21 protein-coding genes are annotated in these 25,224 nt (G+C 43.7%); 14 read left to right on the plus strand and 7 right to left on the minus strand.

Annotated features, from left to right (window positions below; all coding sequences use genetic code 11):
• Positions 1-580: 580 nt before the first annotated feature.
• Both hemF and ACYQ2C_RS17320 read right to left on the minus strand, forming a co-directional pair.
• The gene (gene hemF / locus ACYQ2C_RS17315; RefSeq protein ID WP_460104422.1) at positions 581-1,489 is read right to left on the minus strand and encodes an oxygen-dependent coproporphyrinogen oxidase; all 909 of its coding nucleotides are present in this window, start codon (positions 1,487-1,489) and stop codon (positions 581-583) included.
• Between the two features lie 109 nt (positions 1,490-1,598).
• The gene (locus tag ACYQ2C_RS17320) at positions 1,599-2,168 is read right to left on the minus strand and encodes an L-threonylcarbamoyladenylate synthase (RefSeq protein ID WP_460104420.1); all 570 of its coding nucleotides are present in this window, start codon (positions 2,166-2,168) and stop codon (positions 1,599-1,601) included.
• A 77-nt stretch (positions 2,169-2,245) separates the two neighbouring features.
• Between ACYQ2C_RS17320 and ACYQ2C_RS17325 the strand changes: the two genes are divergently transcribed.
• Positions 2,246-4,717 carry a KAP family P-loop NTPase fold protein gene (locus tag ACYQ2C_RS17325; RefSeq protein ID WP_460104419.1) on the plus strand — a complete coding sequence of 824 codons (2,472 nt, stop codon included), beginning with the start codon at positions 2,246-2,248 and terminating at the stop codon, positions 4,715-4,717.
• Between the two features lie 22 nt (positions 4,718-4,739).
• Entirely contained in the window at positions 4,740-5,042 is a 303-nt protein-coding gene (locus ACYQ2C_RS17330) for a hypothetical protein (RefSeq protein ID WP_460104417.1), read from the plus strand.
• A gap of 48 nt (positions 5,043-5,090) precedes the next feature.
• Here ACYQ2C_RS17330 and dprA read toward each other — a convergent pair whose 3' ends face one another.
• Together dprA and ACYQ2C_RS17340 are read right to left on the minus strand one after the other, a co-directional pair.
• A complete protein-coding gene (dprA, locus tag ACYQ2C_RS17335) occupies positions 5,091-6,275 on the minus strand; it encodes a DNA-processing protein DprA (RefSeq protein WP_460104415.1) in 1,185 nt (394 codons plus the stop codon).
• Between the two features lie 41 nt (positions 6,276-6,316).
• Positions 6,317-7,414 carry a LysM peptidoglycan-binding domain-containing protein gene (locus ACYQ2C_RS17340; RefSeq protein WP_460048998.1) on the minus strand — a complete coding sequence of 366 codons (1,098 nt, stop codon included), beginning with the start codon at positions 7,412-7,414 and terminating at the stop codon, positions 6,317-6,319.
• Positions 7,415-7,825: 411 nt separating this feature from the next.
• On the opposite strand from ACYQ2C_RS17340, the gene def reads away from it, so the two are divergent.
• From def to ACYQ2C_RS17370, 6 genes are all read left to right on the plus strand, one after another.
• Positions 7,826-8,335, plus strand: a complete 510-nt coding sequence (gene def, locus ACYQ2C_RS17345) for a peptide deformylase (RefSeq protein WP_460104414.1) — start codon at positions 7,826-7,828, stop codon at positions 8,333-8,335.
• A 239-nt stretch (positions 8,336-8,574) separates the two neighbouring features.
• Complete coding sequence (gene fmt, locus ACYQ2C_RS17350) at positions 8,575-9,534, plus strand: methionyl-tRNA formyltransferase (protein WP_460104412.1); 960 nt, start codon at positions 8,575-8,577, stop codon at positions 9,532-9,534.
• 91 nt (positions 9,535-9,625) lie between these two features.
• Entirely contained in the window at positions 9,626-10,990 is a 1,365-nt protein-coding gene (rsmB, locus tag ACYQ2C_RS17355) for a 16S rRNA (cytosine(967)-C(5))-methyltransferase RsmB (protein ID WP_460104411.1), read from the plus strand.
• Positions 10,991-11,225: 235 nt separating this feature from the next.
• Positions 11,226-11,576: a hypothetical protein gene (locus ACYQ2C_RS17360; RefSeq protein WP_460104410.1), complete on the plus strand. Its 351-nt coding sequence runs from the start codon at positions 11,226-11,228 to the stop codon at positions 11,574-11,576.
• An 82-nt stretch (positions 11,577-11,658) separates the two neighbouring features.
• Positions 11,659-13,044 carry a Trk system potassium transporter TrkA gene (gene trkA / locus ACYQ2C_RS17365; protein ID WP_460049004.1) on the plus strand — a complete coding sequence of 462 codons (1,386 nt, stop codon included), beginning with the start codon at positions 11,659-11,661 and terminating at the stop codon, positions 13,042-13,044.
• A gap of 31 nt (positions 13,045-13,075) precedes the next feature.
• Positions 13,076-14,524: a TrkH family potassium uptake protein gene (locus ACYQ2C_RS17370; RefSeq protein ID WP_460049005.1), complete on the plus strand. Its 1,449-nt coding sequence runs from the start codon at positions 13,076-13,078 to the stop codon at positions 14,522-14,524.
• Here the strand turns inward: ACYQ2C_RS17370 and znuB are convergent.
• On the minus strand, positions 14,521-15,306 hold the full coding sequence (znuB, locus tag ACYQ2C_RS17375) for a zinc ABC transporter permease subunit ZnuB (RefSeq protein ID WP_460104408.1): 786 nt from the start codon (positions 15,304-15,306) through the stop codon (positions 14,521-14,523). The genes ACYQ2C_RS17370 and znuB overlap by 4 nt on opposite strands.
• A gap of 3 nt (positions 15,307-15,309) precedes the next feature.
• Positions 15,310-16,047: an ATP-binding cassette domain-containing protein gene (locus ACYQ2C_RS17380; RefSeq protein WP_460049263.1), complete on the minus strand. Its 738-nt coding sequence runs from the start codon at positions 16,045-16,047 to the stop codon at positions 15,310-15,312.
• 157 nt (positions 16,048-16,204) lie between these two features.
• Between ACYQ2C_RS17380 and ACYQ2C_RS17385 the strand changes: the two genes are divergently transcribed.
• The 3 genes from ACYQ2C_RS17385 to ACYQ2C_RS17395 all read left to right on the plus strand — a co-directional run bounded on the left by ACYQ2C_RS17385 (position 16,205) and on the right by ACYQ2C_RS17395 (position 20,538).
• A complete protein-coding gene (locus ACYQ2C_RS17385) occupies positions 16,205-17,128 on the plus strand; it encodes a metal ABC transporter solute-binding protein, Zn/Mn family (protein WP_460115726.1) in 924 nt (307 codons plus the stop codon).
• A 61-nt stretch (positions 17,129-17,189) separates the two neighbouring features.
• Positions 17,190-19,931: a DNA polymerase I gene (polA, locus tag ACYQ2C_RS17390; RefSeq protein ID WP_460104405.1), complete on the plus strand. Its 2,742-nt coding sequence runs from the start codon at positions 17,190-17,192 to the stop codon at positions 19,929-19,931.
• Between the two features lie 31 nt (positions 19,932-19,962).
• Positions 19,963-20,538 carry a glutathione S-transferase family protein gene (locus ACYQ2C_RS17395; protein WP_460104403.1) on the plus strand — a complete coding sequence of 192 codons (576 nt, stop codon included), beginning with the start codon at positions 19,963-19,965 and terminating at the stop codon, positions 20,536-20,538.
• A 51-nt stretch (positions 20,539-20,589) separates the two neighbouring features.
• On the opposite strand, the gene yihA is transcribed toward ACYQ2C_RS17395, so the two are convergent.
• Positions 20,590-21,240: a ribosome biogenesis GTP-binding protein YihA/YsxC gene (gene yihA, locus ACYQ2C_RS17400; RefSeq protein WP_460049011.1), complete on the minus strand. Its 651-nt coding sequence runs from the start codon at positions 21,238-21,240 to the stop codon at positions 20,590-20,592.
• 208 nt (positions 21,241-21,448) lie between these two features.
• Here yihA and ACYQ2C_RS17405 point away from each other — a divergent pair, with 208 nt between their 5' ends.
• The 3 genes from ACYQ2C_RS17405 (at position 21,449) to ACYQ2C_RS17415 (ending at position 24,951) form a co-directional block, all read left to right on the plus strand.
• Positions 21,449-22,096, plus strand: coding sequence for a c-type cytochrome (locus ACYQ2C_RS17405; protein WP_460049013.1), 648 nt, complete (start codon positions 21,449-21,451; stop codon positions 22,094-22,096).
• Between the two features lie 272 nt (positions 22,097-22,368).
• Positions 22,369-22,989 (plus strand): thiol:disulfide interchange protein DsbA/DsbL, encoded by a 621-nt coding sequence (locus ACYQ2C_RS17410; RefSeq protein WP_460049014.1) that lies wholly within the window; start codon positions 22,369-22,371, stop codon positions 22,987-22,989.
• A 132-nt stretch (positions 22,990-23,121) separates the two neighbouring features.
• A complete protein-coding gene (locus tag ACYQ2C_RS17415) occupies positions 23,122-24,951 on the plus strand; it encodes a GGDEF domain-containing protein (protein WP_460115727.1) in 1,830 nt (609 codons plus the stop codon).
• The last annotated feature ends 273 nt before the right edge of the window (positions 24,952-25,224 follow it).

Here is a 25,224-nt window from a genome sequence, read left to right on the forward strand (position 1 = left end):
TTCCAATTTCTTCACAATTTCAATCACTTACCGTTCTTGAAATTGGCGACACATCCTTGTGTCGCGAGAAACTCTAGCTTAATCAGAGTGTTCTATAATGATTTGATCACTGATTGAAATCGATATTATGTTTTTATCTTCAAAAATTATAATTAACTAGGATTCTCACCGGGATCGATATATTTACGTTGTTAGAAGCTTTCTCAACGAAATTTCAATTTTTTAACAAATGCTAAATCTTAGATGTAGAATAAATTTTAAAAGTATTTGAATACGTATCGATAAAAAAGGTAGTTTGGGAGAGGACAATAAAAAAAGCCCGGTGGGCCCGGGCTATTAATGATGGATTAGGCAGTTTTTACAACAAGGAAACATCAAATGGTAGCGATTGTATATGTTCAATATGCAATCTAAGTCAACTTCGGGCAATGGGTTCAACTAAAAAACACGTTTTAATTAAAAGGAATAAATCCCATTAATTAAAACGTAAGCCTCTTTCAATCTAGTTGAACCACAAGTTAACTACCATCTAACCGTAAACAAATTTTAAGGATTTGTTTGTCTAACCATTTAATCAATATCAAACCCAGTCGCGATCTTGTAAAAAATATTCCGTTAAGCGTGCTTCTTCACTACCAGGCTCCGGAGAGTAGTTATATTCCCAGCGTACTAGAGGCGGTAGAGACATTAAAATAGATTCGGTGCGGCCGCCGGTTTGCAAACCAAACAAGGTGCCTCGGTCAAACACAAGGTTAAATTCAACGTAGCGACCGCGACGGAATAATTGGAAGTCTTTGTGTTTTTGTTCGTAAGGTGTGTTTTTACGTTTTTCTAAAATAGGGCAAATGGCTTCGGCGTAGCTGCTACCAACCGATTGTATAAAGGCGAAGGATTTCTCAAAACCCCACTCGTTTAAATCATCAAAGAATAAACCGCCAATACCGCGGGGTTCGCCGCGATGTTTTAAGTGGAAGTATTCATCACACCATTTTTTGAAGCGTGGGAAGGTTTCTTTGCCAAAAGGCTCACAAGCGTTTTTCGCGGTTTGGTGCCAATAAACACAGTCTTCTTCAAAACCGTAATAAGGGGTTAGGTCATAACCGCCGCCAAACCACCAAACGGGTTCTTCGCCTTCTTTTTCGGCAATAAAGAAACGCACGTTTGCGTGGCTCGTAGGTCCAAATGGGTTTTCTGGATGAATAACCAGTGACACACCCATGGCTTCAAAATTGCGCCCGGCAAGTTCCGGGCGATGAGCCGTAGCAGAGGCTGGCATTTGAGCACCGGTGACATGAGAAAAGTTGACGCCGCCTTTTTCAATAACACCGCCGTTGGCGATGACACGAGTGCGACCGCCGCCGCCTTCAGGGCGCTCCCAGTTCTCTTCAACAAATTTTGCCTTGCCATCTACTTTTTCTAAAGCGCTGCAAATTTCGTCTTGTACCTTAAGTAAATACGCTTTAACAGCGGCTTTGTCCACGGTGCTCATTGTTTTATGCCTCTTTATTTCGTCCCTAGACGTTAGAAAACTTGCGTGTTGGTATCCGAACCGAACGCGCGCAGTGTAACAAGCAAGAGTATGGAATAAATGAGATAAATCAAGCGCAACGCAAGACAGCACCGCTTAAAAGGTCGCGAATTTGAGTGGGTGATTGCAAATTACCAACTTGGCCCGGTGCATAATATAAAGGTTCGGCGGGGAAATATTTACGCACTTGCAGTTGGGTTTTTGCCGCGGGTAAGCCGCCGGGATTGGCGGAGGTAGACACAATCGGCCCGCCAAAACGAGTACACAGCGCCTGTACAACCGGGTGATCGCTTACGCGCACAGCCAATGACTGATGCACACCACGAACCCAAGGCGGTGCAGTACCGTTATGGGGAATCACCCAAGTATTTGGCCCCGGCCAAGACTGCTCTAATGTGTGTAAATGTTCATTAGAAAGACCTTTCAAAAACGGTAATAATTGCTCAATATTAGCGGCAACCAAAATAACGCCTTTTTTATAGGGTCTTTGTTTTAAATGCAGAATTTTAAACACCGCCTGCTCATCAAACGGATCACAACCCAAACCCCAAACGGCCTCGGTGGGGTAGGCGACTACCTCGCCACGATGTAGGGCTTGGGTTGCTTGAATAACCTTAGAATTTAAAAGCCAATGCTGCATAGCCAAATTAACCTAATCCAATTAAATAACCAGAGTATATAAGATAGAACAGGGTTAAAACTGTTAGAGAGAAAATAATGGATGATAACGAAATAAAAATAGCACTCTCTAGAATTGCTAACGTGAATGTAGAACGTTTGGTTGCTATTAGTACTAGACAAGCGTTTAGATTATATCCTTTTATTTTTGATGAATCAGGTAGCACCCATTTTATGGGTAGAAATGAAGAGTTTACCCAAATATTGTGGCGTACACTGTGGTTAAGTTTGTGCTTTAAGAAGAGTCTATTAAATGATAACGACTATTTAACCCAACTGTCGGGCACAATTGGTATCGGCAGAAATGCTATGGGCAACAATAGGAATCGATATGCAGCAACAGCAGCCGATGTAATTAGTTCTAACGGCCGTGTAATAGACTTCATTAATTATAATGATAAGTATGAGCATTCCGTTACTCAAGCTGACAATGCTTTTTCTAGGGCTGTTAGAGGAGATCATTTACCTAGCGACTTCTCCAAATATTACAAAATTGCCTTTATAGATGATATTCAAAAATCCCAAAATTTAGAAAGACTCTATACCTATCCATTGTGGAATTTTGAGGTTAAAGGGACATATGAAATTCAGAAATCGTTGATGTATAAATATTTTACCGAACGAAAGTTGGATCTCGAAACAGAAATTTTAAAAAAATTGTTCTCGGGTTTCGATTATAGCGACTATTTAAATCTCAACTGGAAAAAACTGGAAGAAAGAAGAGATTATTTCTCTAAAAGAGATTACCCAAAAGTTGAAAAATATAAACCAGGAACACAATTTACGTCTGAGGTCGCTAGCAACCAAGATCACCTTAATCGCGAACCAATCGCTAAAGCCCTAGCAAATTGGTTAATGGATAAAGCCAATAAAAACCATATTACCATTGGGTTATTTGGTGATTGGGGTATGGGTAAATCAACTTTTGTAGAATTAATAAAAAAACAATTAATACTTGCGAACAATGTTAAACAAACTCGCCAAAAAACCGATGATACTCAATTTATTGTCGCCGAGTTTAATGCTTGGAAATACGAACGGAGTAGCAATATTCAGGCAGGTCTGGCTCACGAAGTGGTTGGTGGTTTACTAAAGGGGCTACCGTGGTATTTAAAATGGGTATTAACGTTTAAATACATTTGGGCCAAACATAAAATTAAACTAATTTGTTTATTTGTTGTTCTTGTAGCGATTTTAATTTTTGGTTTTGTCGCCTCACAGCAAATAAGCGGCGAGGAAAAAATTATACTGTGGGGAATTGATATTGCTGCAATCGCGCTAATTGTAAGAGATCAAGGTAAAAAATTATTAGCCCATCCATTAGCCAAAGATTTTAAAACCTATTTACGCTTACCCCATTTTGGCGAGCATTTGGGTACTATTCCCGTAATGCGGGAGCAGTTAGAAACGTTAATTAAATTACGATTAGAACATTCTCATCGTGATATGCATGCCGGATTTTTTTATGCAAAAAAGCTTGATAACCAACGATTTTTATTAGTGGTTGATGATCTCGACCGTTGCAGTCACGAAGGTGTGGTAAAAACCTTTGAGGCCGTGCGTTTGGTGATGGATTTACCCAATGTAATCGTGATTATTGCCATTGACCAACGCATTGCGTTGGCATCTTTAGCATTGCATTACCAAGATATCTCTAAACATCACCAAGCAGACCCCATTGGCATTGCACGGGATTATCTCGGTAAGGTGATTCATTTACCCATTACACTCGAAGAACCGGCTGCAGACGACGTAGAGAAATTTTTGCGTAATGAATGGCAAAAAGTTGGAGACGTAAAATCCAATAAAGAGTTACAAGATATAGAATCGATAATAAAACCCAAGGTAATAAATGGTTCTATTGGTGATTCTAACGGGCAGCCAATTACCAACAATACAACACAATCTAACGAGGACTCTGGAAACAGTAATAGCGATAATCTAGAAAATTATGGGTCTGACAAACCTGAAAATATCAAATCTAAACCTGATTTGCCACTAGAAAAGCAAGCTGAAAATCATCAAGAAACTCCTCCAGAAGACTTACAAATAATTGAAAGCAGTTATCAAAAAGGCTTAAGCAAACAACAAGAAAAGCTATTTATCGAATGGGTTAAAAGGCTGAATATATCTAACCCGCGCCGGTTAAAACGCTTAACCAATGCTTATGCGTTAATTCGTCATTGTTTTGTGGCAGAAGACGACGTTGAAAAATCGCAGGAAGATCAAAAACCCTACTCGCGATTGGTGATGTTAATTTGGCTGGAGTACGTAAACGAATTAAACCGTAATCAAAGAGCGCAGGTTTTAGAGGTATTTAAATTAAAGGATATTCCAGAATTAAAACTTGAAAAAATCAACGAAAATATAAAACAGTATTTAACCGAAGTGCGTGATTATGTGGGTATGGAAAATATCGAGTTAATTTACAACCAAGTTAAAAACTTTGTGCTACCGGCAATTGATGGTGTAGATCAAGTTGTTGCCACTCCAGATTCTATGTCTTGGTGAATGTCAGATTGGGAAGGTTTTTATGAATTTTTATTTGCCAAAGGAATATGATTATTTACTGCATTTCGTTAACCTATTAAATGATCAAAAAATTGTGGAGATAATTACAACGGTTAATTCTATTTCGCGCGAAGATGCCGAATACCTCAGCCGTTTCTTTTGGCGCATGGTTGATATGTCTATTGAGCTAGAGAACCATACCGGAGCATCGCTATTTGAAGAATCGAACCAGTTTTGGAACGAGAAATTAATGTTGTCTATTTCCGGCTTGATAGAGCAACAAGGTTTTGAGAATGTGTGGAATAGAGTGGTTGATGAGCAATAAAGGTATTTTGCGGATTCAATGTGTTAATTATATATGTGTTCAAAAATTTTATTTAATAATTCTTTCTACCCTTCCGTCGATATGGCTAATTAATCCATCCAGTTCTAGATTTAAAATTTCTACTAATAGTTGCTCAACAGGTATTTGAGTTTTTTCTGCCAATAGGTCGATGCTAATGCTTTCGAAGCCGATGGTGTTGAGAAGTAATTTTTGCTCGGGTGTTAGAGGCAGTTGAGGAGCTGTGTCATTACCATTTAGCTGCTGTAGCTCGATTAATTCTTGGTGTTTTTCGGCTAATAACCCGCTCAGTTCATCAATAATGTCTTGGCTGCTTTCAACCAGTTTTGCGCCTTGTTTTATGAGTTGGTGGCAGCCTTTTGCAAGTGGATTATGAATGGATCCGGGTATGGCGAAAACTTCGCGGTTTTGTTTGAGTGCGGTGTTGGCGGTAATCAGTGAGCCACTTTGAATTTTTGCTTCTACCACCAAGGTACCGAGGCTTAAGCCGGAAATAATTCTGTTGCGCTTTGGAAAACTCGATCTGAGTGGTTTTGCGCCGAGAGGGAATTCTGTGATTAAACAACCACCTCTGTTAATAATTTGTTCGGCCAATGCTCGGTTAGACGCCGGGTAAATTTGGTCAATTCCCGTTGCCATAACCGCAAGGGTTTTGCCCATGGCGTCTAGTGCGCCAAGATGCGCGGCGCTATCGATTCCAAGTGCTAAGCCGCTGGTAATCACAAAGCCATTGGTGGCAAGGTGTTTGGCAAATGCGCGTGCGTTTTGTGTGCCTTGTTCCGAGCAGTTACGACCACCAACAATTGCGAGATTGGGTAGATGCAAAGCGGTGGTGTCACCTTTGGTGTAAAGAACCGGGGGCGGGCTGGATATCTGCGCTAATAATCTTGGGTAATTATTACTGCCAAATTCAATCACATTGGCGTTTAAATCTTGCAGTCGCAGAGCGGTTTTACTCAAACATTGTAGTAGTTCTGAGTTTTCTGGGTGGTTGATATAAGCCTTAAATAAGGCCGCAGAGTCGGGTTTTAGCAGTTGAAAAACGTCATTGGGATGCTTGAGAAGCTGCTCGGCATTTTGGTGAGCGCAAAGTTGTTTGATCAACTCAGTTGGCGATTTAAACGAGAGTTGCTCTAACAAAAGTGCCGCAAGTTGCGAGTTAGAAAAGGAGCTTTCAGGAAGGTAATCGCGAAGATTGATAGTTGGTTGAATCACACGCCCTCCTTGGCGTTAAGCTCCGATGTGCGGTACGTTTTTCAGAAGTTGCGTACCGGGCTGTAAAGCTTGTCGTTTACGTTAATGGGGCGCTCGGCCTCTAAAATTAATGCGTAGCTGACTTTCTCGAAAGTTCTAAACACCATGGCGATACCAACACGTTCTTCTGGCAATTGCACAATGGAATCGGCAATGCGGTCGCGAATGGTTTCGCCTTCTTTATAGATGGCTAGCACATCACCGGGCTCAAGTTGCTCGCGAACGCCTTTATTCAGCACTAACACGTCAAACTTACCAGCGTGGGTTAGGCCGTCTTGAACTTCTAGGATTAGACCCTGGAAGTTCTCATCATCAGGAGCTGATGGGAAAAAGGTTGGATCGATTGCGCGTTCTTCGTTGGGTAATAAGCGATCACCAACGGTAATTTCAGCGGCCATACGGTTAATCTGCATGGTAGCAACTTCGCCTTGTAAGGCATTTAACCGGGCGCTGCCAACATCTTTGGATCGATATCCCAATACTTCTTTGGTTAATGGATCGACGTATTCATCGCCCAGACGGTAAAGGTTGTAAGCAGAAATATCGGGATTAAACTCGCCCCGAGCGTAGACCTTGTCGCCAGCACCGAGCAGGATGCGTTTTTCTTGGCCGCCGAGCACATAAGGAGCGTGTTCAAAAGTTGGCTTTTCTAACACACGATTCTGATTTAAGAATGCGTTGATAACGTCTAACGGAATGGCAGGAATGGCTTCTTCCAGCGGAATTACGCGTACCGCAGGCGCTAATTTAACGGTATTGGGATCGCCGCCAACGGAGCGTCTGGGGGTTAGGCGTTGCGTGCGCTTGTCGATAGTTAGGCGAGGCTGACCATCGAGATAAACCAAGCGAACCACATCACCGGGGAAAATAAGGTGAGGGTTGTTGATTTGCGGGTTTACATGCCAAATTTCTGGCCACATCCAAGGATTTTCGAGGAAGGTTGCTGAGATATCCCAGAGCGTGTCGCCTTCAACAACGATGTATTCGTCGGGGTGGTTCTGGCGTAATTGCGCCTGTGCTAGGGCATCAACACTGAACGAAAAGCTTAAAATAGCACTGGTGATAGCTGAAAAAACGAGCTTTTTGAAGCGAATTTTCATGGAACGCGATCCTATGCACTTGGTTTAACCAAGTTCGTTTGGGTATTTGCAAGGGCTTAAAGAGCTAAGTCTCTAAGCACGAAAGTCCTTTGGCAATAGCCGCATCTATAACGACTGTGATATTTTAGCCAAATAACCCAGCAGGTTGATCGGCCAATGTTGCAAAACAAGACTTAGTCACAATATTTGCTTTGACATACGGCAGAAAATCGACGCTTTTTGCATTCTGGTCGATAATTTGCGGTGAGACACCGCGTATTTTTAGTCGCGAGACTAAAAACTGGGACTTTTCTGCAGTAAAAATCCGAGCCTGATCATAATGTTAGCAGCGGTTGTTGCGTATTTGCTAGAGGTTTGTCACAAAGGCATCGGTCAAATCCGTTTAATCCTGAATATCATTGGTATAAAAGTATGGCATTGTTAGAGATTTTAGAGTTTCCAGATCCACGTTTGCGCAAGGTGGCTGAACCTGTCAAAGAAGTGGATGATGGTATACGTAAAATCATTGATGATATGTTCGAGACCATGTACAACGCGCCAGGCATCGGCCTTGCGGCGACGCAGGTCAATATTCACCGCCAAATTATCGTAATTGATGTCTCAGAAGACCAAAGTGAGCCACGGGTATTTATCAATCCAGAAATTCAAGTTGTTGATCAAGACTTATTCAGCTACGACGAAGGTTGTCTTTCTGTACCGGGATTTTACGAAACCGTTGAGCGCCCTAAGCATGTGACCGTAAAAGCGCTTGATCGTAACGGTGAAGCCTTCGAGATTCATCCAGAAGGTTTGCTAGCGGTGTGTATTCAGCATGAAATGGATCATTTGTCGGGTAAGTTATTTGTTGATTACATTTCGCCCATGAAGCGCGATCGCATTCGCAAAAAACTCGAAAAACAACATCGCTTACAAGCGTCTTAAACAACAGATTCTTGAAAGCTCAGTTGCGCATTAATGAGCTTTATATTCAAGTGTTCTGTTTTATGTTTGGGTGTCGTGGCTGGGCCGCGATACCTCATAAATCATCATCACACCAAATTCGTTTTCTTTTTTCAGACTTCTCGTTTTTCATCTTTCCCGGTGAATCGTTATAATCGCCGCCTTTAAGCCAGACATAACTAAGATGTAAGTGCTTACACACAAAATTTCTGAGATCTAACGTGACCCAATCTTCTTTGAATATTGTTTTTGCCGGAACACCGGATTTTGCCGCTGCACATTTGCAAGCTCTTCTAGAAAGCCATCACAAGGTTATTGCCGTTTACACACAACCCGATCGCCCGGCGGGACGCGGTAAAAAGCTGCAAAAGAGCGCGGTTAAGCAAGTCGCCGAAGCTTACAATTTACCGGTTTACCAGCCCCTGAATTTTAAAGCGCAAGAAGATCGCGACCAGTTGGCGGCATTAAGTGCCGATATTATGGTGGTTGTGGCCTACGGTTTAATTCTTCCTGTAGCGGTACTAGAAACACCACGCTTAGGTTGTGTAAACGTGCACGCATCACTTTTGCCGCGCTGGCGAGGTGCTGCGCCGATTCAACGTGCGGTTGAGGCCGGTGACGCAGAAAGCGGCGTGACCATTATGCAAATGGAGAAGGGGCTTGATACCGGTCCCATGTTGGAAGTGGTTAAGTGCGAGATAACCGCGACTGAAACCGGCGGCAGTTTGCACGATAAACTCATGAATATGGGATCTCCGGCGTTGATTAAAGCCTTGGATGACCTCGCGTTAGGTAAGGCTGTGCCCGAGGTTCAAGATCACGATGCGGCCAACTATGCTTCTAAAATTGAAAAGCCCGATTTGGATATAAACTGGCAGGAATCAGCCGAGATTATCGAGCGTAAAATCCGCGCGTTTAATCCATTTCCGGTGTGCTTTAGCGACCTTAATGGTGATCGTATTAAGCTGTTTGATGCCAAGGTGGTTTCATCGACACAATCAAGCAATCCAGGGGAAATTCTCTCAGTGGATAAGTCTGGAATCGCGGTAGCTTGCGGTGAAGGTGCGCTGGTGTTATCGAGAATTCAGATTCCTGGCAAAAAACCTATGGCAATTGCCGATCTACTTAATGGTTACAGCGATAAATTTCAGCCGGGATTTGTTTTTAAATCGGCGCTTTAACCTAGGCTTTGATAAGCCAATTCAACATTTACCAACCGTCGGTGATTTCTGGCGGTTGCCGTTTTAGTCCACTGATAAAATTACTTCGCCAATGACCAATGTTCGTCAAATCGCTGCGCTTACTCTAACCAGACTCGCTCGTGATCAAGAAACGCTAGCCCAGTTGTTACCTAATGCCAGCAAACAAGTTGCCGACGTTGATCGTGCTTTATTACAAGATCTCTGTTTTGGTACTTGCCGCTGGTATCCGCGTATCAAGCAAGTGTACTTACAGATGATGGATAAGCCTTTCAAAGAAAAGGATACCGATCTGGAAATGCTGATGTACATCGGTATTTATCAGCTGGGTTATAGCGAAATTGCCGAACATGCAGCAATCAGCGAAACGGTGGACGCTGTTAAAAAATTGCAGAAACATTGGGCGGTTAAATTAATTAACGCACTTTTGCGCCGCTATCAGCGCGAAAAAGATGCGCTTAACCAGCAGGCGATAGACTTTAACGAGCAGGGTTTGTACGCGCATCCTAATTGGTTAATAAAAGCCGTTACCAAATTTTGGCCGAATGAAGCCGAGGAAGTGTTTGCGGCGAATAATGCCCATCCACCGTTTGTGATTCGCGTTAATGCACAGCAAAACACGCGCGATCACTATTTAAGTTTGTTGAGTGATGCAGGCATTGGCGCGACGGCTTGTGAATTTTCAGATGTGGGAATTCGCCTAGACCAACCAACGGCGGTGCAAAACCTACCCGGATTCGAGCAAGCGGCTTGCAGCGTACAAGACGAAGCTGCGCAATTCGCGGCAACCTTATTGGATTTACAACCCGGACAAACCCTATTGGATGCCTGCGCCGCTCCCGGCGGTAAGACATTGCATATTTTAGAGGCCGAGCCCGAGCTTGCCCGTTTGGCGTGTTTGGATATTTCTAACAAGCGCTTACGACGTGTGGAAGAAAATCTGGTCCGTGCCGGTGTTGAGTTTCAATACGACACGGTTTTGGTTCATCAATACGCAGAAGATTCCAGTAAGTCGGTGAGTTTGGTGGCCGGCGATGCCTTGGTGACGGAGCAATGGTGTGATGGGTCGGTGTTGTTTGATCGTATTTTGTTGGACGCGCCTTGCTCGGCAACGGGAGTTATTCGTCGCCATCCCGACATCAAGTTGCTGCGTTTGGCAAACCAAATAGAAACGCTGGCAAATTTGCAGTTAGAAATCCTGCGATCACTGTGGACAAAACTTAAGCCTGGCGGACGCTTGGTGTATGCGACCTGTTCTATTTTTCCCGAAGAGAATACCGAAAACATCGCACGCTTTTTAACAGAACAAACCGATGCTGTTGAGATAAAAATCGATGCGCTTTGGGGAATAGAGCAGATTCACGGCAAACAACTTTTGGCAAAAACCAACGGTCACGACGGCTTTTATTATTGCGTGTTAGAAAAAGCCCAGTGCTAGCTTGCTTTCATCTGCTGGATTTTTAATTAAGGAAACTCTGATTAACCTAGAGTTTCTCGCGACACAAGGATGTGTCGCCAATTTCAAGAACTGTAAGTGATTGAAATTGTGAAGAAATTGGAAATCACATTTTCAATTTCTGCCCTCTGATTAAATCAAGGATGAGTTAATCAGAGGTTCCTTAAGCCTATTAGGCTCAAAAACATGGGTTCAAAAACAACAGTTAATAATCACCATGACGGATAATAACCTTCCCAAAATGTCACCCGAGACGGAATCAGATAATCCGCAAGCGCACATTAAAGCTCTTACCGTGATTCGTGTTTTAGGTTGGGCGAATACTTTAGCGTTTATCATCCTATTAATAACGGCGAAAGGCTCAGCTGAGTGGCATTCGCTTGCCACGAATATCACAGGGGTAATTTGCATCGCTGGCACAGCATTTTTATACGGATTTTCGGCGAAGTTCTTTAATAATACCGAAAAAACCGAGCTAATCAGTTATTTTAAACCCTATCGTTTGGGCACAATGATTTTGATTTTTGGTGCGTTATACGTTTTGGGCATTCGCTACTTGGGTGGTTGATCTTTGCTGATACTGGTTGTGTGAGTCACAAATTGTAGAATTTATGCGACAATGATCAGGATTAGCGTTTTGTTATTTCATTATGAAAATTATTATTCTTGGAGCTGGTCAGGTTGGCGGCACTCTTGCTGAAAACCTAACGAACGAATCCAACGACATTGTCATTGTCGATACCGATGAAGCTCGGCTGCGTGAGTTGCGAGATCGTATCGATATTGGTGTTGTTACCGGCGAAGCTTCGCATCCGCGAACCTTGATTCAAGCCGGTATTGAAGATGCCGAAATGTTGATTGCCGTTACCAGTAACGACGAAATCAACATGATCGCCTGCCAAGTGGCGCACAGTCTATTTAATACCCCCACCAAAATTGCTCGCATTCGCCAACGCGCCTACCTCGATAAGCCTGAACTCTTCAAAAACGACCGAATTCCCATTGATGTTTTAATCAGCCCAGAGAAACTGGTCTCGGACAATATCTATCGTTTAATTCAGCAGCCCGGCGCGCTACAGGTTTTGGATTTTGCCGACGGTGCGGCGCAGCTAGTGGCGGTAAAAGCCTATTACGGCGGGCCGCTGGTTGGGCAAGAGTTACGTTATTTACGTCAGCATATGCCTGCGGTTGATACGCGAGTGGCGGCGATTTACCGACGCAATCGCGCCATCATGCCGGAAGGCTCCACGGTTATCGAAGCCGACGACGAAGTGTTCTTTATTGCCGCACGCAGCGATATTCGCGCGGTAATGAGTGAGCTGCGCAAGTTAGAACGTCCGTACCGACGCATACTCATTGCTGGCGGCGGTAATATCGGTGCTGGTCTTGCGCAACAGTTAGAAAAATCCTACGGCGTAAAAATTATCGAATACAGCCGTGAGCGCAGCCAGCATTTGGCCGAACAGTTAACCCATACCATTGTTTTACACGGCAGCGCTTCCGATCAAGATTTGCTGGTGCAAGAAAACATCGAAGATACCGATGTGTTTTTAGCGCTCACCAACGACGACGAGGCCAACATCATGTCGTCGATGCTCGCCAAACGTTTGGGGGCACGTAAGGTGATGGCGTTGATTAACAATCCAGCCTATGTTGATTTAGTGCAGGGCGGTGAAATTGACATTGCCTTCTCTCCACAGGTTACCACCATCGGCAGTTTGCTCACCCATGTTCGCCGTGGCGATATGGTTAATGTGCATTCCCTTCGCCGTGGCGCGGCAGAAGCCATCGAGGTTATCGCTCATGGCGATGAAAAATCATCGAAAGTGGTTGGAAAAACACTGGATACCATCGATCTACCGCAGGGCGCGACAATTGGCGCTATCGTGCGTGAAGAAGAGGGCGTTCCCAAGGTGATTATCGCTCACGACGACACGGTGGTAGAAAGCGGTGATCACGTAATTGTTTTCTTAGTTGATAAAAAATTCACCCGCGACGTAGAAAAACTGTTCCAGGTTGGATTCAGTTTCTTTTAGCGTTCATCTGCAAAGGCAAAAACAGTAACTCATGCATTTTGGCGTAATTTCTCGGGTTTTAGGCGTGCTTTTGATGCTGTTTAGCTTAACGCTAATGCCGCCTGTGGGTGTGTCTTTATGGTTTAACGACCAGAGTTACCCGGCTTTTTTGCTCGCCTTTCTTATCACCTTTTTTACCGGATTTTTATTCTGGTTACCGTTTTATAACCTCAAGCAAGACCTTCACACTCGCGATGGTTTTATCATCACGGCACTGTTTTGGTTTGTACTGGGGTTGTTCGGATCGCTACCTTTTTTATTCTCGCACAGTCCGAACCTGTCGTTTACCGATGCTTTGTTCGAATCCCTATCAGGATTAACCACCACCGGTGCAACGGTGATTACAGGTTTGGATGATCTACCTAGGGCTATTTTGTATTACCGCCAGCAGCTGCAATGGTTGGGAGGCATCGGGATTATCGTGATTGCCGTTGCCATTTTGCCGATGTTAGGTGTTGGTGGTATGCAACTGTATCGCACCGAAGCGCCCGGACCGGTTAAAGACTCAAAATTAACACCGCGCATCACCGAAACCGCTAAGGCACTGTTTGTTATGTATTTTAATCTGACGCTGCTGTGTGCTTTGAGTTACTGGGCCGCTGGAATGACGTTGTTTGATGCCATTGGCCATGCCTATGCAACGGTGGCCATTGGTGGATTCTCCACTCACGACGCCAGCATCGGCTACTTTGATAGCCATTTAATCATGGCGATTTGCATGGTGTTTATGGTGCTGTCGGGCATTAACTTTGCGCTGCACTTTTTTGCTTGGCGTGAGCGCCAGCTTAAGCATTATTTGAGTGATCCCGAATGCCGCTTCTATTTAAAAGTGATTGTTTTTGGCATGGCGGTGACGGTGTTTTACTTGGTGATCACTAATACCTATTCACCCACCGTAGCTTTCTGGCAGGGCAGTTTTGAGCTGGTTTCATTACTGACAACCACCGGATTCGGTGTGGCCGATTTCAGTATTTGGCCAGCATTCCTACCGTTTTTCTTGTTCTACATGTCGTTTATGGGCGGATGCGCGGGTTCCACCGGTGGCGGCATGAAGGTAGTGCGTGTGCTGCTGGTGTTAAAGCAGGGAATGCGTGAACTGAACCGACTGATTCATCCCAATGCCGTCATCAGCGTAAAGTTTGGCAACAAAGCTGTGCCCGATCGAATCGTCGATGCGGTTTGGGGATTCTTCGCGGTGTACGTTATTTCGTTTATGTTTATGTTTTTGCTGTTGTTGGCAACGGGTTTGGATTTTCTGACATCGTTTTCGGCAGTTGGCGCTAGCATTAACAACCTAGGGCCGGGGCTGGGTGAGGTGGCGACCCATTATCGCGATATTCCCGATACCGCGAAATGGGTGCTGTGTTTTGCCATGTTGCTGGGTCGTTTGGAAGTGTTCACCTTGTTGGTACTCTTCTCGCCCATGTTTTGGAAGCGTTAAACCTTTTGACGGAAAAACAAGCTCAAGCCAAAAAGCACTGCTGCACTTAACACGATTGAAGGGCCAGCTGGTGAGTCCCACCAGTAAGAAGCAGTCAGCCCGCCTGCTACAGCCACGATACCTACAAGGCTTGCCAAAACCGCCATCTGTTCAGGGGTTTTGCTCAGGCGACGACTGGCCGCAGCGGGAATAATCAGCAGGGCCGTTATCAATAAAACGCCCACCACCTTCATGGCTATGGCAATCACCAGCGCCATTAACAACATTAAAAACGTTCGAACCTGAAACACATTCACGCCTTCAACTTTGGCTAGATCTTCATCGACGGTGAGCGCCAATAGTTTGCGCCATAAAAAGCACAACGCGGTAATCACAAAAGCACTTACCGCAGAAATGGTGAGTAGGTCGGTTAAATTTACCGCCAACAAATCGCCAAACAAATACGCACTTAAATCGATACGAATGCTCGACTGCAAGTTTGCGATAACCAGTCCGAGAGCAAGGGTTGAATGCGAAAGAATACCCAGAAGTGTGTCGGTAGCCAGCACTCGTTTTTGTTGCAGCATGACTAGGATTAACGCCAGCAACAAACACCCGCAGGTTACGGCAAGGTTTAGATTAATCGAGAGTAACCAACCAAAGCTCACACCCAACAGCGCCGAATGAGCAAGCGTATCGCCAAAGTAAGCCATCTTGCGCCAAACAATGAAGCAACCTAAAGGGCCTGCAACCAAGGCAACGGAAATTCCGGTTAAGATCGCCAGGATTAAAAAGTCAGGCATGGATTAGGTTTCGCTCTCGTGGGGGTGATCACAAATACCATTATCATGACTGTGATCGTGATGATGTGTGTAAATCGCAACGCCGGCGTCGGTTTGGCGGCCAAATAACTCTAAAAACGCAGGATCATCACTGACATTTTCAGGATGTCCCTGGCAACATACATGATGGTTTAAGCAGACAACGGTATCGGTCTGCGCCATGACCAAATGCAAGTCATGAGAGATCATCAGTACGGCGCAACCAAGCTCGCCGCGTAAATCGCCAATCAATCGATAGAGTGTTGATTGCCCGGCAATATCAACGCCTTGCACGGGCTCGTCCAAAACCAAAAGGTCGGGCTTTCTTAAAATAGCGCGAGCCAGCATCACGCGCTGTAATTCACCGCCCGATAACTGCGCCATAACGTGTTTGCCAATATCGGGAACCTTTACTCGCTCTAGAGCCTCAGACACTTCTGCTTTATTGGCGCCGGTTAATGCTAAAAAGCGTCGTACATTCAATGGCATACTACTATCAAGGCTAAGTTTTTGCGGCATGTAACCCACCGATAAATTCGGTTTAGTAACAATACTGCCTGAGTCAGCATTGACTAGGTTCAGCAAAATTCTGACAAGAGTGGTTTTACCGGCACCGTTTGGGCCAATCAGAGTTAGAATTTGCGCCGGAAGAATTTCGATATCGACTTTATCGAGAATGATTTTGTTGGCGCGTGAGAAACAAATGTCTCTAGCCTTGATCAGTGGCTGATCGAGCGCAACATTGGAAGATTGCAATTAAAACTCCTAAAAACTTGGCGGTGAGAGTGACTTCGCCGCGACAGGTGGCGTATCTTAGACCATTTCCACAACCAGTGTTTAATTAGATTAACGAAAAGAAAGTAACAGGGAATATTCACCTTTGAGTTTGTTATCCAAAATGTTTAACCACGCTTTTCGTGTGTTATTGAGCGTCACTTTAATTGCACTATTTTGTGCAAAGGTAAATGCTGGGGAAGCTAAGCCCGTTGTTTTAGCCAGCAACCAGCCTTTATATTTGTTGCTGCAAGAGCTTTTACAAGATCGCGCCGTCGTCACTCGACTAATGCCGTTGGGTGTAAGTCCGCACGGTTTTCAAATGAGCTTTTCACAACGCAACTCGGTTGCCAAAGCCGATACGGTGGTTTGGGTCGGTGCGAGTTTGGAGCCGTTTTTGTCGGGTGTGTTGAGCACTAAGGACAACATTAATACCAGTCAGCTAACGGGTATCGTATGGCCGGTAGGTTATGCAGAGAGTCATGTTCATGAAGGCCATGATGATCACGATCACGGCGCCTATGACCCTCACCTGTGGTTAAACCCCGATAACAGTCTTGTTATTGCCAAGGCGGTGATTGAACATCTTAACGACAATGAGTTGCTGACAGCCTCAGACAAAAAAGCATTAGACGAACAATATCTGAGCTTCGAAGCGTCCATTCATCAGCTCAACAATGAACTTAGCCAGCAATTACAGCCTGTTCACGACGTGCCTTTTGTGGTGTTTCACGACGCACTCGGGCATTTTCAGCAGCGATTTGGTTTGCAACAGTACCAAGTCATTACCAAAACACCGGAGCAGAGACCTGGCGCAAAGCATCTTGCAGAGCTGCGTAAAACACTCACTCATGCACAGTGTTTGCTGGTTGAACCCTATTACCGACAATCCCAAGCGTTAAGATTGCGCGATGAATTCGCGTTAACCATGGTTGAAATTGATATCCTAGGGCAAAACGCAACTAGCTATAGTGATTTAATAAAAACATTGGGACATCAATTTCAGCAATGTTTAAGTGCTAAACCCTAGTTTACAGCGCGATCCAAATACGCTTTTTTATCCGATCTACATTTAAGTTTTAAAAAATATTATGGCAGACAAGACCCCACCGTTAATTCTCATTGATGGCTCATCTTATTTATTCCGTGCTTTCCATGCGCTTCCACCACTGACCAACAGTAAGGGCCAACCAACGGGCGCCATCAAGGGTGTGGTTAATATGCTGCGGCGTATGGAGAAAGACTATCCAAACAGTCCCGTCGCGGCCGTGTTTGATGCCAAAGGCAAAACCTTTCGTAACGATATGTACTCCGAGTACAAAGCTCATCGTCCGCCAATGCCCGATGATTTGCGCAGCCAAATAGAGCCGCTGCACAACATTATTCGAGCCATGGGCATTCCGCTGCTTATTATTGATGGCGTAGAAGCCGACGATGTCATTGGAACCCTAACGTCCCAAGCTATTGAGCACGGTTTAGAGGTGGTGGTTTCCACCGGTGATAAGGACATGGCGCAACTGGTGAACAGTCACGTCACCTTGGTTAACACCATGACTGATACAACCATGGATATCGCGGGTGTTGAAGCTAAGTTTGGTATTCCACCGGAGTTAATCATTGATTACCTCGCATTAATGGGTGACAAAGTTGATAACATTCCGGGCGTTGCCGGTGTTGGCGAAAAAACCGCGTTGGCTCTGCTGCAAGGTTTGGGCGGTTTAGATGACATCTACAACAACCTGGAAAAAATCAAAGAGCTTTCCTTCCGCGGTGCCAAAACCATGGCCCAAAAGCTCGAAGAGCATAAAGAGAACGCCTACCTTTCTTATCAGTTAGCGACCATCAAAACCGATGTTGATTTAGACATCACCTTGGGTGACTTAAAACCCGAACCAGAAGATCATCAAAAACTGCTTGAGCTATTTACCGATCTGGAATTTAAAAGTTGGATTCGCGAGCAAGAGAACATTATTGCCAATCCACAACTTGCTGAAACACAAAACAACAACGAATCGGAGACAAGCGCCGCAAATTACCATGTGGTATTTGAAGAATCTGAATTGGATGAATGGCTTAAAAAACTGAGTGCGGCCGACATCTTTGCGTTTGATACCGAAACCACCAGCCTAAATTATATGGAAGCACAAATCGTTGGTGTTTCTTTTGCCATTAATGCCGGTGAAGCGGTCTATGTGCCGTGCAGCCACGATTATGTGGGGGCGCCCGAGCAAATCTCCAGAGACGTATTGCTCACCAAACTTAAGCCATTGTTAGAAAACCCAGCACTTAAAAAAGTGGGGCAAAACCTTAAATACGATCGCAGCGTATTATTGAATCACGACATAGATTTACAAGGTATCGAGTTTGATACCATGCTCGAATCCTACGTTTTAAATTCCGTCGCGACACGTCACGACATGGATAGCCTTGCGGAATTTTATTTGGGTAAGCAAACCATTCATTTTGAAGATATTGCTGGCAAAGGCGCTAAGCAGCTGACCTTTAATCAAATTGAAATCGAAAAAGCAGGCCCATACGCTGCCGAAGACGCCGATATTACGCTGCAACTGCACCAAAAATTATCGCAAGAATTAAGTGACGAAAAATCACTTGAGAGCGTTTTGAAAAATATCGAAATGCCGCTGTTACCGGTTTTATCAAAAATAGAAAGAACCGGTGCGTTAATTGATACTGATTTGTTGCAAAAGCATTCCCAAGAATTAGAAGTTCGATTAAAAACGCTAGAGAAAGACGCCTATGAAATGGCAGGCGAAGAATTTAATCTGGCGTCGCCCAAACAATTGGGTACAATTTTATTTGAAAAACTAAACATTCCGGCCATTAAAAAAACCAAAACCGGAACGCCATCAACCGCTGAAGATGTTTTACAAGAATTAGCATTGGATTATCCGTTGCCAAAATTACTGCTGGAATATCGCGGATTGGCAAAACTAAAATCGACCTACACCGATAAATTGCCATTAATGCGCAACGAAAAAACCGGTCGAGTACATACGTCTTATCACCAAGCGGTTACTGCAACGGGTCGATTATCGTCGTCCGATCCAAACTTACAAAACATTCCAATTCGTAATGCCGAAGGCCGACGTATTCGCCAAGCGTTTATTGCGCCCGAAAATTATAAAATTCTAGCGGCGGATTATTCGCAGATTGAATTGCGAATAATGGCGCATTTATCCGGCGATAAAGGTTTGCTGCATGCCTTCCAAAATGATTTGGATGTGCATAAGGCAACCGCAGCGGAAGTGTTCTCAACCTCGGTTGATGCCGTTACTAATGATCAGCGTCGCAGTGCCAAAGCCATTAACTTTGGCTTAATTTATGGTATGTCGGCGTTTGGTTTGGCAAAACAGCTGAATATTGGTCGCAACGATGCCCAAGGTTACATCGATCGCTACTTCGAAAAATATCCCGGCGTTGCCGAGTATATGGATGAGATTCGAGCCAGCGCCAAAGAACGCGGTTATGTTGAAACCATCATGGGACGTCGGCTGTATTTACCCGAAATTAATTCCACCAATGGTATGCGTCGCCAAGCCGCCGAGCGCACAGCGATCAATGCGCCTATGCAAGGCAGCGCTGCCGACATCATCAAAAAGGCCATGATTTTAGTGGAAGGCTGGTTGCAAGACAGCGCTACCGATGCACGCATTATTATGCAGGTTCACGATGAATTGGTTCTAGAAGTTGCCGAGAGTCAACTGGAATTCGTGAAAGAAAAAGTGTGCGCAATTATGTCGTCGGCGGCTGAATTAAGCGTGCCTTTATTGGTAGAAGCAGGATTTGGAAATAATTGGGACGAAGCCCATTAATTAAATAACAAGATCAATTTAGGAGAGATTTATGAGCATCACAGTTTACGGATCGAAGCCTTCTCCATACGTGCGTCGTATCAGAATGCTGTTGCAAGGCACTGATTTTAAATTTGAAGTTGTCAATGTTTACGACGATAAAACGCGGGCCGAATTTGCCAAATTAACGCCTATTCGCAAACTGCCAATTTTAATTGATGGCGATAAAACGATTTTTGATTCGCACGTAATCGCTAATTACTTGTTAGAAAAACTGGATTTACCAAAACCAACGCTGGATCAACACAATTTAATAAGCGCGGTCGACTCGGTAACCGACGCGCTGATTATTTTATTTTTGGGTAACAACTCAAAATTGGAAACCAGCGAAGACGTGTTGATGTTTAAGCTCCAGCATGAGCGTATTCCAGATAGCTTGGCATGGTTAGAAACACAAGCAAAAGCCGGTGCATTTGAAGAGCTCAACTACGCAACATTGTGTTTGATTACTCTCATCGACTGGGCCGAATTCAGAAAGTTATACTCCTTCGACAAATACCCAACCTTGTTGAGCGTTCGTGATCGCTTCGCCAGTGAACCCGTTGTTACGGCAACAGCGCCCGAATAAAAAAATTGCTCTAAAAAATTACTTTAAACCAACAGAATAAAATGCCCTGAATTACTCAGGGCTTTCTGTATCCGGCGAGGTCTCGATATCTTTGGTTGGTATCGTCAACCATTTCGATAAAACACTTTTCAATTCCTCAACGCCTTCTTTTTTCAGAGAAGAAAAAAGTTGGGCTGAGATTAAATCATCGACATCGGCTTCTTTTAAGTGTTTGCGTACATCTAATAGCGTTGTTTTCGCGGGGCCTTTTTTGAGTTTGTCCGCTTTGGTGAGCAAAATATGGACAGGCATGTCAACTTCTACCGCCCAATTGATCATCATGGTGTCGAACTCTTTCATCGGTTGACGCACATCCATTAGCAGTACTAATCCTTTTAAACTTCTCCTTTCACGCAAATATTGCGATAAATTTTTGTCCCACTCTTTCTTTACTGCTAATGGAACCTTGGCAAAGCCGTAACCGGGAAGATCCACTAAACGCTGTTCGTCCGTAATGTTAAAAAAGTTGATCAGCTGAGTGCGACCTGGGGTTTTACTGGTGCGTGCGAGTTTGCCGTTTCCTGTTAGGCAATTGATGGCACTGGACTTTCCGGCGTTGGAGCGGCCGGCAAATGCTACTTCAGACCCTTGTTCAGGCGGACAAGTAGCGAGAGTTGGTGCGCTTTGAAAGAAAGCGGCTTGGGTAAAATCAAGTTTTGACATAGATCGGCAATTGGGCAGGTCTTCATAAAAATTAGTGCCTTAAGCAAGGCTTTGTATATAATATCGGGCTTTTGAGTTTAGGGGTTAGCAATAACGGTGTATTTTTGCCGGTGCTGCCCGCTGAAGTAGTGTTGGATATCTAAAAAAATAGGCGCAATGCCGCCAACACCTGAGAGAATTTGAACTGACAAACCTTACGGATTAGCCAATGTACAAGACAGTTAAGCAAGTATTCATGGTCGCAGTTTGTTTAATCGGCGCGCAAACAGCTCTCGCCGAAGGCAACGCTGAAGCAGGTAAAGCAAAAACTCTCGTGTGTGCTGCCTGTCATGGTGTCGATGGTAATTCGCCAGCACCAAACTTTCCTAAACTAGCAGGTTTGGGTGATAAATATTTGTACAAGCAATTAACTGATATTAAAGAAGGTCGTCGTCAAGTCCTTGAGATGACTGGCCTACTTACTAATATGAGCGATCAAGACCTAAAAGACATCGCAGCTTATTTCGACAGCCAAACCATGCAGTTGAGCGGTGCTAAACCTGTTGAAGTACTTACCAATGCCGGTGTTAAGGTTGATGGCCTAGAGCTTGGTCGCGAAATTTTCCGCGCCGGTAATAAAGAGACCGGTGTTGCAGCGTGTATGGGTTGCCATTCTCCAACCGCGCAAGGTAATTCACCAGCAGGCTTTCCACGTTTGAGTGGCCAGCACGCACAGTATGTTGAAAAACAGCTACGTGCCTTCCGCGCTGGTGAGCGAACCAATGATGGCGAGCAAGCAATTATGCGCAAAGTTGCTGCTAACCTAAGTGATGCGGAGTTAGTGGGATTAGCAAACTTCATTGCTGGCCTTAACTGATCTAGCATCAATAGAAAAGCGGCTTAGGCCGCTTTTTTTATGTCTGAAACTTATACCTGAAAGATATGCCGAAATATTCGTTCTAAATAGGGTTCAGCTTTTTGGATGTTTGTACAGTTTTTACAGGCCGCTAGAAACTAATAACCAATACCGTGATCCTAAACCTCATAAGAAAATACACATATATTCTTGGAACTGATCTCTATATTTATGTCTAAGGGCCAAGAAAATTTTTACTGGAGAACAAGATAATGCGATTGATAGGAATCACTTTGAGCACTTTCATGATGCTATTAGCGATGGCTTTTGGCGTTCAGGCTCAAGAAGAATACCAAGAAGGTGTTCATTATCAGGTGATCAAGCAACCGGTTCAAACTCAAGATCCCAACAAAATAGAAGTGACGGAAGTGTTCTGGTATGGCTGCGGCCACTGCTTTGCGTTTGAGCCTATGGTCCAGCAATGGGAAAAAACGCTGCCTGAAGACGTATTGTTCGTACAGTCTCCAGCTATCTGGAATGCACCTATGGAAGTTCATGCCCGTGCTTTCTATGTTTCTAAAGCTTTAGGCATTCACGATCAGCTTCATCAACCGCTTTTCAATGCCCTTAATATAGATCGTAAACGACTTGCCAACGAGAAAACGCTTGGTGAATTTTTCGCCGACTTTGGCGTAGATGCAGAAACCTTCAAGAAGACCTACAACTCTTTCGGTGTGGTTAGCCAAGTAAATCAGGCCAATTCACGTGCACGTAGCTACGGTATTCAAGGCACTCCAGAAATCATTGTTGATGGTAAGTATCGAGTAGCTTCAGGTTTGGCTGGCGGTCAAGAAGGTATGTTAAAGGTTGCCAAGTTCTTGGTTGATAAAATCAGAGCTGAAAAGCAAAGTTAAAATATACACAGCTAACAGAATTTACGTTGTTAAGCCCGGTTTATAACTGGGCTTTTTTTTACCTTCAATTTGTCAAATCAACATAGTCCAGTGCCATCTATACTGAATTGTAATTTCAAGTTAGGAGGTATGATGAGCACCAACTGGCGTGACAAATATCTATCGGCGTTAGATGAGCAAGAAACACAACAGCGACGATACCAAAATCAGATCAACAAGCTTCAAGAAAACATTTCTGTACTTGCTCGCGCCTGTGAGACCGTTGATCCTGATCTTGATGAGATTTTTAAAAAAATCATCAGCCGAAGTTCGGGCCCGATTAAGGCCGACAGCCTAGCAACGGTTGCACAAAAGGTGATCAGTCGGCGTGCGACTCGCGAATCGGTAACCAAAGAGGCGTTCGATAACCTTGTCTCGTCATTAATATCGCTGAATCCAGAGTCATCTACAAAACAAAAGATTCAGAAGTTTGGCAAGCAACTGAACCAAAGAGCAAAAAATATTCACGCTTACCCTCAGTTACTGCGCGAGATATCGGAACTTCATTCGAATACACTTAGCGATATCATTGAGTCGCGGCCAACCTGGTGGCAAAAAATTCTAGGCACAAAAGCAAAAATAAAGGAAGAAGTTACACCTCAGAATAACAACCAAGAAAAACCAACTGAAGCTCCTCTCGATAAAAAATCACCCAACGAAACGCCAAAAGAATCAGAGTCGGAAATAATTGAAGGTGAATTTAGTGTAATAGAAGAACCTAAAATAAACCCGCAGCATGATGAGATAGTTGATACGGATGAAGAGATCAGTGATCTTAAGCGAAAAGAAACAGACGATTTTGTAGAGGAAAAATATCGTAAGATCGAAAAAAAAATTGAAGATAATAATTCTCCTGCTTCAAAAGAATTTACCAGTATTGAGCAAAAGGTTGTAAAAATCCTCGATGAGATGATAACCAGTGTTGAAATTGAAGATTGTGTCCGCGAAAAATTCATTGCAACCAAACAACGTTTAGATCATGGGTTGAATTGGTTTGAAGTAGTGGTAGTTTTGGAAGATGTTCGAGATTTGTTTTTACAAGCATTAGCTACGACGAATAAAGAATTCGAAGAATATCTAAATTGGGTTGACGTAGAATTAAAAAAATTAGCGGATTTATACAGTCGAAAAAATAAGATAAAAGCTGAGCAGATAAAAGATTTGCAACATTGCAAAAATAATTTAAACGACGGTTTAAACAAGTTAAAAAGTGACATTAATGAAATTGATACGTTAGAGTTGCTAAAAAACTCAGTGAATGAAGGGTTGGATGAGCTTGCGCAGCAATTTAATACCTTCGATGTCTTTGTTGAAAGCCAAGTGGACGAAAATTATGAAGGAGAGCTCTTAAAACAATTAGAGTTGCTGGCAGAAGAGAATAATAAGATAAAGCAAGAGTTGGAGTTGCATAAGTACAGGTCATTACACGATCCATTGACAGGCTTACCCAATCGTGAAAGTTATAATCAAAAAATATATTTAGAATACGAGCGATGGAAATCTACCAAACAGCCATTAATGATATGTGTGTGCGATATCGATCATTTTAAAAAATTTAATGATTCGTACGGCCATCAAACTGGTGATCGTGTTTTAAAAGTTGTTGCGACAATCTTGAAAAAAGCATTAGGAAATTTGGGGTTAGTTTGTAGGTATGGAGGTGAAGAGTTCGTATTAATTATGGTTAATATCGAAATATCTTTGGCAGAAAAAGCAATTGATAATGCAAGGCAAAAAATTGCCACTACCGCTTTCAGATTTAAAAAAGAACCCATAACCGTTACCGCATCATTCGGGATTTGTGCCTTTAAAGGTGAAAGTACAATAGCTGAAGTATTCGAAAACGCAGACAAAGCACTGTATAAAGCAAAAGATGCTGGGAGAAATTGTGTGATAACACACTCTGAACTAGTGGAAAGGTAAAAACCAGAGAGGAGTAAAACACAGTGAATCTATTGCTTATATTGGGAATATTGTTTATTGCGTTGTTTATTTTAATTCCTGTACTTGAACGTTACGGGAAAAGCTACAGTCCAGAGGAAGTTTCCAAAATTTCCCGTTGGGCCATGCCCTTAGTTGCGCTGCTTATAATTGTTCAAATATTGCTCTATTTTTTTTGGTAAAAATAATTCTAAAAAAGAGTTGTCAGTCAAAAATATATTCCGTATAGTTCGCGCCCTCTTGCCAAGGGGTACA

It is taken from the genome of Sessilibacter sp. MAH3, assembly GCF_054658275.1.

What these genes read in the sequence shown, in the direction of transcription:
- hemF (WP_460104422.1), bottom strand. Translation starts at nt 1,489, where the DNA reads ATGAGCACCGTGGACAAAGCCGCTGTTAAAGCGTATTTACTTAAGGTA.
- ACYQ2C_RS17320 (WP_460104420.1), bottom strand. Translation starts at nt 2,168, where the DNA reads ATGCAGCATTGGCTTTTAAATTCTAAGGTTATTCAAGCAACCCAAGCC.
- ACYQ2C_RS17325 (WP_460104419.1), top strand. Translation starts at nt 2,246, where the DNA reads ATGGATGATAACGAAATAAAAATAGCACTCTCTAGAATTGCTAACGTG.
- ACYQ2C_RS17330 (WP_460104417.1), top strand. Translation starts at nt 4,740, where the DNA reads ATGAATTTTTATTTGCCAAAGGAATATGATTATTTACTGCATTTCGTT.
- ACYQ2C_RS17340 (WP_460048998.1), bottom strand. Translation starts at nt 7,414, where the DNA reads ATGAAAATTCGCTTCAAAAAGCTCGTTTTTTCAGCTATCACCAGTGCT.
- def (WP_460104414.1), top strand. Translation starts at nt 7,826, where the DNA reads ATGGCATTGTTAGAGATTTTAGAGTTTCCAGATCCACGTTTGCGCAAG.
- rsmB (WP_460104411.1), top strand. Translation starts at nt 9,626, where the DNA reads ATGACCAATGTTCGTCAAATCGCTGCGCTTACTCTAACCAGACTCGCT.
- ACYQ2C_RS17360 (WP_460104410.1), top strand. Translation starts at nt 11,226, where the DNA reads ATGACGGATAATAACCTTCCCAAAATGTCACCCGAGACGGAATCAGAT.
- trkA (WP_460049004.1), top strand. Translation starts at nt 11,659, where the DNA reads ATGAAAATTATTATTCTTGGAGCTGGTCAGGTTGGCGGCACTCTTGCT.
- ACYQ2C_RS17370 (WP_460049005.1), top strand. Translation starts at nt 13,076, where the DNA reads ATGCATTTTGGCGTAATTTCTCGGGTTTTAGGCGTGCTTTTGATGCTG.
- znuB (WP_460104408.1), bottom strand. Translation starts at nt 15,306, where the DNA reads ATGCCTGACTTTTTAATCCTGGCGATCTTAACCGGAATTTCCGTTGCC.
- polA (WP_460104405.1), top strand. Translation starts at nt 17,190, where the DNA reads ATGGCAGACAAGACCCCACCGTTAATTCTCATTGATGGCTCATCTTAT.
- ACYQ2C_RS17395 (WP_460104403.1), top strand. Translation starts at nt 19,963, where the DNA reads ATGAGCATCACAGTTTACGGATCGAAGCCTTCTCCATACGTGCGTCGT.
- yihA (WP_460049011.1), bottom strand. Translation starts at nt 21,240, where the DNA reads ATGTCAAAACTTGATTTTACCCAAGCCGCTTTCTTTCAAAGCGCACCA.
- ACYQ2C_RS17405 (WP_460049013.1), top strand. Translation starts at nt 21,449, where the DNA reads ATGTACAAGACAGTTAAGCAAGTATTCATGGTCGCAGTTTGTTTAATC.
- ACYQ2C_RS17415 (WP_460115727.1), top strand. Translation starts at nt 23,122, where the DNA reads ATGAGCACCAACTGGCGTGACAAATATCTATCGGCGTTAGATGAGCAA.